Genomic DNA, 6762 nt, shown 5'->3' on the forward strand with positions numbered 1-6762 from the left:
GCGCTACTGGCCGACCCGGCCGTCCACGCACTCGCGCAGCAGGTCGGCGTGGCCGCAGTGGCGGGCGTACTCCTCGATCCGGTGCACCTGTAGCTCCCGGATCGAGAGCCGGTCCCTGCCGATCCGCTCGCCCAGGTCCTGGTACCCGGCCAGCGCGGCGTCCAGCGCGGCCTGTTCGCGCTCCAGGTCGCGGAACGCGGCGTCCACCACGGCCTGCTCGCCGACGGCCTCGTCGAAGTCCGCGTCCCGCTTCCCGTACAGCTTGGGCAGCGGCTCGCCGTCGGTGATCCAGTTCCGCCAGTCCCGTTCCACCTCGGCCAGGTGGCGGACCAGGCCGAGCAGCGACATCGTGGACGGCGGCACCGAGCGGCGGGCCAGCTGCTCCGGGGCCAGGCCGTCGCACTTCATCCGCAGGGTCAGCCGGTAGTTCGTCAGGTAGTCCTGGAGGGTGGCGAGTTCGCCGTCCGGGCTCGGGCCCTCGCTGTTGCGGGGGTCGTCGTCAGGGTCGGCCCACATGTCGGGGTAGACGGTCGCCTCGGTCCATCGCACGGGTTGGTCGGTCATGCCGTGCATCGTCCTTCGCAACCGCCCCGGGCCGCCACCGGGTTATCGCGCCCCCGGCCCCCGGAGCAGCCGCTCGCCCTCCGCTCCGAAGGCGGCCCGGAGCACGGTGGCGACGTCGGCCTCCGGGACGGCGGCGCGGACCTCCGCCAGGACGCCCGGGAGCCCGGCCTCGTCGATCACGCCCCGGTGCTCCCGGCGCAACCGGTGGACGAGCGCGACGAGTTCGGGGCGCAGGCGCATCCAGGCGCATCCAGGCGCGGACGGCGTCGACTTCCCGTGCGGGGAGGCGGGGCTCAGTCGGTCAGCAGGCGGGCGCGCAGGGCGTCGATCTGCGCGCGGTCGATGCCGAGGGCGCCGGTGAGGTAGGCCCCGACCGAGCCGTGGCGTTCGGCGAGGTCGGCGAGGGTGAGCCGGATGACGGCCTCCGGGGCGCGCCCGTAGCCGGGCCAGCGCAGGGTGCGGCCGGGGTGGGCGGCGTGCCACTCGGCGACGAAGTGCGCGGTGGCGAGCTCGGTGAGGGCGAAGTCGGCGGCGATGTCGTCCTCGCCGACGCCGAGCAGGGTGAGCAGCAGGGCGGCGATCAGCCCGGTGCGGTCCTTGCCGGAGGCGCAGTGGAAGACCACCGGGGCCTCGGCGGCGGTGATCACGTCCAGCGCCTGGCGGATCTCCTTCACCCCGTCCTCGGCGACCTCGGCGAAGCGGTCGGCGAGGTGGCGCCAGGGGTCGACCTCCGGGTCGATCTCGGCCTGGTCGTACGGGCGGTGCTCGATCGAGAGGTTGTGGTACTCCAGGCCCTCGAACCCGGGCACACGGCCCTTGGCGGCGATCTCCCAGGGGTAGCGGAGGTCGATCACGGTCCGCACGCCGAGCGCCCGGAGCCGGTCCAGGTCGGCGGGGGAGCCGAGCTTGCCGAGCGAGTCGGAGCGGTACACCAGCCCCCACCGGACGGACCGCCCGCCGGCGCCCGGGTAGCCGCCCAGGTCGCGGAAGTTGTGCAGGGCCTCGAACGCGATGTGACGTGTGGTCATGCGCGGCACTCTAACCAGCGCGTCAAGCGCCGCCGGGCCGGGGGATCGTACGGTCCGGAGATCGCGGGCCCGTGGGCGGCCGGGTCTGGAGATCGCGGGGTTCGGGGGTCAGGAGTCGAACGAGTCCAGGATCCGGCGGACGGACTCCACCACCGGCGCCCCTGCCGTGATCAGCGAGGCCACGCCGGAGATGTTGCGCAGTGCGCGCCGCAGGACGGACGGCGCGGCGGCGGTGCCGTCGCCGATGGCCTCCAGCGACTCGTCCAGCACCTCACGGTCCTCGGCCGGCACCTGGTCGCGCAACCGGCTGACGGCGGTGGCGAGTTCGCGCAGTGCGGCCTGCGGGTCCACCGGGCCCTGGTTCTTGACGATGCCGATGTTGTGGTCGCCGTGCTGGGTGACCGAGTCGCCGATGTGGATGTCGCCGCTCACCTGCGCACCTGCTTTCCGGTGTTGTGGTTGCCGTGCTGGGTGATGCGGTCGCCGATGTGCACGCTCTCGACCCGCACCAGGAAGTCGGCCCGCGGATTGTCGATCGCCGTCATGATCAGCTGGATCAGTTCGGCGATCTGCCGGGAGTCGTGGCTCACCACGGCGGTGGTGGAGGAACTGGAGGTTTCCAGCATCAGCCCGTACAGCGGCGCCTGCCGCAGCCGGGGGAGCAGCCTCCGGACGATGAGGACGAGGCCGGCCACCATTGCCAGGAGCGGCACGCCCTCCGACACGATCCCGTTCCCCGATTTGACGCAGACGTACGCGAGGACGACGACGACGAGCACCAGCCAGAGGAACTGCCGGAGGGAGCGGAGCACCTCTCCGGAGTGGCTCGGCGGCGGCCAGATCACCTGGCGGGCGCTGGCCAACTGGTGGAGCGGATAGGCGTCACCGCCGACCCACAGGACCCGATTGTGCACGCGGGCTTCGATCACGTTCCGAGCCACCTGGTACCCCCCAGATGCGAAGCGGCGCAAGCACTGTAGCAACGCGCGCCGACGCCGGGGAGAGGTCTGTGGAACTGCCCTACACGCTGCGGTCGGCGAGGACCTCGCGGACGACGTGGCGGGCGTTGGCGGTCAGTGCCTGGTCGGTGTGGCGGTAGTACGGGATCGTCACCAGGGCGAGGGAGAAAGCCCAGGCGCGGCCGCGGGCCCACATGGCCTCGTCCGCGTGGAGGGCGGCGCGGAAGGCGGGGCGGGCGGTGGCGGGCAGGAGGTTCCAGGCGGCGATCAGGTCGGCGGTCGGGTCGCCGACGCCCATCAGGGCGAAGTCGATGACGGCGGCGAGCCGGCCGGCGTCGGTGATCAGCAGGTTGCCGGGGGTGAGGTCGCCGTGCATCCAGACCGGCGGGCCGGCGTAGTCGGGCAGCCGGAGTGCCTTGTCCCACAGGGCGGTCGCGGCCTCCGTGTCGATCGAGCCGGAGAGCTGGGCGATGGCCGCGCGGGTGGCGCCGTCCCGGGAGGCGAGCGGGACGCTGCGCTGGGAGACGGGGGCGCCGGCCGGGTCGACGGCGCGCAGGGCGTTGACGAAGCCGGCCAGGTCGCGGGCCAGCGCCTGGGGCGCGGCCAGCGCGTGGACGACCGGGTTGGCGCCGTCCAGCCAGTGCAGGACGGACCACTCCCACGGGTAGCCGGCGGCGGGCCGGCCGACCGCGAGCGGCGCCGGGACGGGCCGCGGCAGCCGCGGGGCCAGCCGGGAGAGCCACTGCTGCTCCCGCCGAAGGCCCCCGGCGGCCCACTCCACCCGGGGCAGCCGGACGGCGAGTTCGGGCCCGAGGCGGAACATCGCGTTGTCCGCCCCGGCGGCGGCGGGGGTGACCGGGAGGCGCTCCCACTGCGGGAACTGGGCGGCGATCAGCCGCCGCACCAGGGCCGCGTCGACCACCGGCCCGTCGGGGTGGATCCGGGTGGCAGCGCACATGCCCGGCAGCGTACAGCTCCGGTCGTCGCCGTTCAGCCGGATTGCCGAACTGCTCACATTCCGGCGGTCGTTCGAACCGGAACGCGCGATTTCGGCCACCCGGCGCCGGCCCCGACGGTCACCCGAAGGTGACCCGCACCCCGATGGTGCCGCCCTTGCCGAAGCGCAGCACGTTGGCGGTCAGCGCCACCGCGCACAGCAGGCCGTACTTGCGCCGCAGCAGCTTCCGGTAGGCGGGCGCCCGGTCGGGGTCGAGCACCGCGCCGGCCGCCACCTGGGCGCCGAGCAGGTTCCCGCGGATGTCGCTCGGCCCGACCAGCACGTCCGAACGGTTGCGCAGGCGCTTGACCTTGCCGGTCTTGGTGACGGTGGTGAAGACCAGCGCGTCCCCGTCGCGCGCGACCCACACCGGGGTGGCGACCGGAGTGCCGTTCCTCCGGTACGTGGTGAACAGCAGGTACTTGGCGGCGGCGAGCCGCTCCAACTCGGCGGCGGCATCCAGAGTGTCCATGCCCGCCAGCCTAGGAAGCCGTAACTGGGCCCCGCTCAAGCCTCGGTGGAGCCGGGGGACCGTCACCGGGAGGCGCGCGCCACGCCCGGCCGTCCCGGGGGCGGCCGGTCGGCGTCGTCGGCACCTGCCAGAATGCAGGGCGTACGGCGCAAGCACTGATGGAGAAGGTGACCGGCTTCGTGACCACGCCAGTCGAACAGGTGGCCCGGCAGGCCCAGCAGGCGATCGAGCGGAAGATCGCCGAGGAGCTGGGTGTCCGCGAGGGGCAGGTGAAGGCGGCCGTCGATCTGCTCGACGGCGGCTCGACCGTGCCCTTCGTGGCCCGCTACCGCAAGGAGGTCACCGGCTCCCTCGACGACGCCCAGCTGCGTGCCCTGGAGGAACGGCTGCGCTACCTGCGCGAGCTGGAGGACCGCAGGGCGGCCGTGCTGGAGTCGATCGAGGCCCAGGGCAAGCTGGACGACGCGCTGCGCGCCCGGGTGCTCGCCGCCGACTCCAAGGCCCGCCTGGAGGACATCTACCTGCCGTTCAAGCCGAAGCGGCGCACCAAGGCGCAGATCGCCCGCGAGGCGGGCCTGGAGCCGCTGGCGGACACCCTGCTCGCCGACCCGGGGCAGGACCCGGCCGCGCTGGCCGCGCAGTACCTCAACGAGTCGGTGGCGGACGGCGCCGCGGCCCTGGAGGGCGCCCGGGCGATCCTGGTCGAGCGCTTCGGCGAGGACGCCGACCTGGTCGGTTCGCTGCGCGAGCGGATGTGGACTCGCGGCCGGCTGGTGGCGAAGGTCCGCGACGGCAAGGAGGCCGACGGCGCCAAGTTCGCCGACTACTTCGACTTCTCCGAGCCGTACACCCGGCTCCCCTCGCACCGCATCCTGGCGATGCTGCGGGGTGAGAAGGAGGAGGTGCTCGACCTCGACCTCTCCCCGTACGACGGCGAGTCCGAGGGCGACCTGCCCGGCGAGAACGACTACGAGCAGCGGATCGCCGCCCGCTTCGGCATCGCCGACCGCGGCCGCCCGGCCGACAGGTGGCTCGGCGACACGGTCCGCTGGGCCTGGCGCACCCGCGTCCTGGTCCGGCTCGGCATCGACCTGCGCGCCCGGCTGCGCGCCGAGGCCGAGGAGGAGGCGGTGCGGGTCTTCGCCGCCAACCTGCGCGACCTGCTGCTCGCCGCCCCGGCCGGCACCCGCGCCACCATGGGCCTGGACCCGGGCTTCCGCACCGGTGTGAAGGTCGCCGTGGTGGACGCCACCGGCAAGGTCGTCGCGTACGACACGATCTACCCGCACCAGCCCGCCAACAAGTGGGACGCGGCCCTGGCGACCCTGGCGGCCCTGGCGAAGAAGCACGACGTCGACCTGGTCGCGATCGGCAACGGCACCGCCTCCCGGGAGACCGACAAGCTCGCCGAGGACCTGCTGGCGCGCCACCCCGAGCTGAAGCTCACCAAGGCGATGGTCAGCGAGGCCGGCGCCTCGGTCTACTCGGCCTCGGCGTTCGCCTCGCAGGAGCTGCCGGACCTGGACGTGTCGATCCGCGGCGCGGTCTCGATCGCCCGCCGGCTCCAGGACCCGCTGGCCGAGCTGGTCAAGATCGACCCCAAGTCGATCGGCGTCGGCCAGTACCAGCACGACCTGAGCGAGGTGAAGCTGTCCCGCTCGCTGGACGCCGTGGTCGAGGACTGCGTCAACGCCGTCGGCGTGGACGTCAACACCGCCTCGGCGCCGCTGCTCACCCGTGTCTCCGGGGTCACCGGCACGCTGGCCGACAACATCGTCGCGCACCGCGACGCCAACGGCCCGTTCCGCACCCGCCGGCAGCTCAAGGACGTCTCCCGGCTGGGCCCCAAGGCCTTCGAGCAGTGCGCGGGCTTCCTGCGCATCCCCGGCGGCGAGGACCCGCTGGACGCCTCCAGCGTGCACCCCGAGGCCTACCCGGTGGTGCGCCGCATCCTGGCCGCGACCGGCGGGGAGCTGCGCGAGCTGATCGGCAACGGCGAGCGGCTGCGGGCGCTGCGCCCGGCGGACTTCGCGGACGACACCTTCGGCGTCCCGACCGTCACCGACATCCTCGGCGAGCTGGACAAGCCGGGCCGCGACCCGCGCCCGGCCTTCCGCACCGCGACCTTCAAGGAGGGCGTCGACAAGATCGGCGACCTGGAGGTCGGCATGGTGCTGGAGGGCGTGGTCACCAACGTCGCCGCCTTCGGCGCCTTCGTGGACGTGGGCGTCCACCAGGACGGGCTGGTGCACGTCTCGGCGCTGTCGAGGAACTTCGTCAAGGACCCGCGCGAGGTGGTCAAGCCCGGCGACATCGTCAAGGTCCGGGTGCTCACGGTGGACGTGCCGCGCAAGCGGATCGGGCTGACCCTGCGGCTGGACGACGAGGTCGGGCGCGAGCGCGGCGGTGACCGCGGCGACCGCGGTGACCGCCAGGCCCGCCCGCCGCGCCAGGAGCGCCGCGGCGGCGGCCAGGGCGGCCAGGGCGGCCAGGGTCAGGGCCAGGGCGGCCGCGGCGGCCAGGACCGGCGCGGCGGCGGTCAGGGCGGCGGTGACCGCGGCGGCTCCGGCGGCGGTGCGCCGGCCAACAGCGCCATGGCGGACGCGCTGCGCCGCGCGGGCCTGACCGGCGGCGGCGACGGCGGCCGGGGCGACCGGCGCTCCGGGCGGCGCTGAGCCGGCACCCGGCACCTGACACCCGGCACCTGACACCCGACAGCGGCCGGGGCCGGTGGACGTAGCG

General features: G+C 74.1%; 8 protein-coding genes. 1 reads left to right on the forward strand and 7 read right to left on the reverse strand.

Translation table 11 applies throughout. From position 1 onward, the window contains the following. Positions 1-3: 3 nt before the first annotated feature. The 7 genes from ACFU6K_RS27050 to ACFU6K_RS27080 form a co-directional block, all read right to left on the reverse strand. Positions 4-564 carry a DinB family protein gene (locus ACFU6K_RS27050; protein ID WP_380667238.1) on the reverse strand — a complete coding sequence of 187 codons (561 nt, stop codon included), beginning with the start codon at positions 562-564 and terminating at the stop codon, positions 4-6. 42 nt (positions 565-606) lie between these two features. Then, on the reverse strand, positions 607-804 hold the full coding sequence (locus ACFU6K_RS27055) for a hypothetical protein (RefSeq protein WP_380667240.1): 198 nt from the start codon (positions 802-804) through the stop codon (positions 607-609). 53 nt (positions 805-857) lie between these two features. After that, the gene (locus tag ACFU6K_RS27060) at positions 858-1592 is read right to left on the reverse strand and encodes a tyrosine-protein phosphatase (protein ID WP_380667242.1); all 735 of its coding nucleotides are present in this window, start codon (positions 1590-1592) and stop codon (positions 858-860) included. 108 nt (positions 1593-1700) lie between these two features. Next, positions 1701-2024 (reverse strand): hypothetical protein, encoded by a 324-nt coding sequence (locus ACFU6K_RS27065; RefSeq protein WP_380667244.1) that lies wholly within the window; start codon positions 2022-2024, stop codon positions 1701-1703. Continuing rightward, positions 2021-2506, reverse strand: coding sequence for a DUF6232 family protein (locus ACFU6K_RS27070; RefSeq protein WP_380667246.1), 486 nt, complete (start codon positions 2504-2506; stop codon positions 2021-2023). Before ACFU6K_RS27070 ends, ACFU6K_RS27065 begins: the two co-directional genes overlap by 4 nt. Positions 2507-2612: 106 nt before the next feature. Continuing rightward, on the reverse strand, positions 2613-3509 hold the full coding sequence (locus ACFU6K_RS27075; protein WP_380667248.1) for an aminoglycoside phosphotransferase family protein: 897 nt from the start codon (positions 3507-3509) through the stop codon (positions 2613-2615). A gap of 118 nt (positions 3510-3627) precedes the next feature. After that, positions 3628-4020 (reverse strand): PPOX class F420-dependent oxidoreductase, encoded by a 393-nt coding sequence (locus ACFU6K_RS27080; RefSeq protein WP_380667250.1) that lies wholly within the window; start codon positions 4018-4020, stop codon positions 3628-3630. Between the two features lie 179 nt (positions 4021-4199). On the opposite strand from ACFU6K_RS27080, the gene ACFU6K_RS27085 reads away from it, so the two are divergent. Continuing rightward, complete coding sequence (locus ACFU6K_RS27085) at positions 4200-6695, forward strand: Tex family protein (protein WP_380667252.1); 2496 nt, start codon at positions 4200-4202, stop codon at positions 6693-6695. The last annotated feature ends 67 nt before the right edge of the window (positions 6696-6762 follow it).

The sequence above is a fragment of the Kitasatospora sp. NPDC057512 genome, from assembly GCF_042802135.1.
Classification (GTDB): domain Bacteria; phylum Actinomycetota; class Actinomycetes; order Streptomycetales; family Streptomycetaceae; genus Kitasatospora.

Bases quoted from the DNA above. Each gene is read 5' to 3' on its own strand.
- ACFU6K_RS27050 (WP_380667238.1), bottom strand. From the start codon at position 564: ATGACCGACCAACCCGTGCGATGGACCGAGGCGACCGTCTACCCCGAC.
- ACFU6K_RS27055 (WP_380667240.1), bottom strand. From the start codon at position 804: ATGCGCCTGCGCCCCGAACTCGTCGCGCTCGTCCACCGGTTGCGCCGG.
- ACFU6K_RS27060 (WP_380667242.1), bottom strand. From the start codon at position 1,592: ATGACCACACGTCACATCGCGTTCGAGGCCCTGCACAACTTCCGCGAC.
- ACFU6K_RS27075 (WP_380667248.1), bottom strand. From the start codon at position 3,509: ATGTGCGCTGCCACCCGGATCCACCCCGACGGGCCGGTGGTCGACGCG.
- ACFU6K_RS27080 (WP_380667250.1), bottom strand. From the start codon at position 4,020: ATGGACACTCTGGATGCCGCCGCCGAGTTGGAGCGGCTCGCCGCCGCC.